At 43.6% G+C, this 1,730-nt stretch carries 2 protein-coding genes and 1 tRNA gene; 2 read left to right on the top strand and 1 reads right to left on the bottom strand.

Translation table 11 applies throughout. The annotated features are described in order from the left end of the window. Positions 1-175 precede the first annotated feature (175 nt). Positions 176-248, top strand: a tRNA-Gln gene (locus O9332_RS08060). Position 249: 1 nt separating this feature from the next. On the opposite strand, the gene O9332_RS08055 is transcribed toward O9332_RS08060, so the two are convergent. Next, complete coding sequence (locus tag O9332_RS08055) at positions 250-1,299, bottom strand: AI-2E family transporter (protein WP_288024804.1); 1,050 nt, start codon at positions 1,297-1,299, stop codon at positions 250-252. Positions 1,300-1,389: 90 nt separating this feature from the next. On the opposite strand from O9332_RS08055, the gene O9332_RS08050 reads away from it, so the two are divergent. Continuing rightward, the coding region (locus O9332_RS08050; protein ID WP_271973343.1) for an RNA-guided endonuclease InsQ/TnpB family protein at positions 1,390-1,730 on the top strand (341 nt) is incomplete at its 3' end.

Genomic DNA, 1,730 nt, shown 5'->3' with positions numbered 1-1,730 from the left:
AAACCCCAAACCCCAAACCCCAAACCCCAAACCCCAAACCCCAAACCCCAAACCCCAAACCCCAAACCCCAAACCCCACGAAAAACTTTTTGCCGCAAACCCGAAGTAAAAAATTTTTATCAACTTCTTGACAAAACCAGGGAGATAAATGCTAATATTAAAAAGGTCTGTCCAATGGGGATTAGCCAAGCGGTAAGGCAGCGGGTTTTGGTCCCGCCATTTCCTAGGTTCGAATCCTAGATCCCCAGTTTAAGATTTTTTATTCCCAGTCCGCCAATGATTGAGAATATCCTCGATCAAAGCTTCCTTGAGCCAAATACGACCGATAAGAGTCAGGGGAACCGCCAGAAATAGCCCTAAAAAGCCAAAAATCGAGGCGAAAAACAACTGGGCCAACAGGGTAAAAGCGGGTAAGAGCTTGAGCGACCGCACTGTTAAAATGGGCAGCGGTGAATGACGGTCGAAATATTGAATTAACAGATAAATACTGCTGTAGAGTAGTAAAACCGCCCAGGGTTGCCAGGGAGCTTCCAGAAGGGCGATAGAAAAGGGTAAAATCGTGCTTAAAACTGGCCCGAGGTTGGGGATAAAGGTGAGAAATCCCGCGAGAATAGATTGGGAAAAAGCGAGGGGAATGCCGATCAGGGATAGACCCAGGCAACTGCCCAAGGTCATAATCAACATATGACAGAAAATCCCTTTCAGCCAAGCTTTTAAATCTCGATCGCACTGTTCTAGGATCGATCGTACCCTAGAACGGTAGAAAGCAGGAAATAAACGCAGAAAACAACGGTAGTAAGCGGCAGGATCGGCGAGAATCATCAAGCCCAGGGCAACAATTAGCAGTAAGCTGAGGATAATGCCGAAAGTACCGTAAAAAATGCTTAAACCCCGCCCAGCAATTTGGTTAATCAGGGGTTGTAATTGAGCGAGCAGTGTTTTAAAGTCCGGTAAGACACTGGCCAGACTAGGATCGAGATAATCCTCAAGACTATGGACTTGTCCCCAGAGTCTTTCTATAGCTTGGGGTAATAAACTAAATAATTGGCGAAATTGTTGGACTAAAGCGGGTATAATCCCCACAAAAATACCGATAATACCAATAAAGAAGCCAAAAAGAGTGATAATTAGGGCGTAGGAACGCTTGAGGTGATGACGCTGCCACCAAGTCACAGCCAAATTTAAAATCTGAGCCAGAAGAATCGCCATCAATAATAATAAGAGAATCTGTCGAATCTGCCAGAGAATCAACAGACAAAAGACTAACAGAACTAAACCGAGGCTGCTGCCAAAAGTCATCGAAAATTTGGGTCTGAAACCCCGTCGTTCTACGACGGCTTTACTGTTAAATATTAGCACATTTACGAAATATATGCTAAAATGTGAGACATGGAAAAAGCCTACTCGTTTCGATTTTACCCAACACCCGAACAAGAGTCGCTATTGCGGCGCACATTGGGCTGTGTAAGATTAGTTTACAACAAAGCTCTCCATCTCAGAACACAAGCTTGGTACGAAAAGCAAGAAAGAGTAGGCTATGCTCAAACTTCTTCAATGTTGACCGATTGGAAAAAGCAAGAAGAATTAGACTTTCTCAATGAAGTAAGCTGTGTACCTTTACAACAAGGGTTAAGACATTTACAAACAGCTTTTACTAACTTCTTTGCTGGTCGTACTAAGTATCCTAACTTTAAGAAAAAACATCAGGGAGGAAGTGCCGAATTTACCAA

The organism is Microcystis sp. LE19-10.1B (assembly GCF_027530565.1).
Lineage (GTDB): Bacteria > Cyanobacteriota > Cyanobacteriia > Cyanobacteriales > Microcystaceae > Microcystis > Microcystis aeruginosa.
This window is presented reverse-complemented; position numbering and strand designations above follow the sequence as displayed.

Excerpts from the sequence above, each read along its gene's own strand:
- O9332_RS08055 (WP_288024804.1), bottom strand. The coding sequence starts at position 1,299 with ATGACTTTTGGCAGCAGCCTCGGTTTAGTTCTGTTAGTCTTTTGTCTG.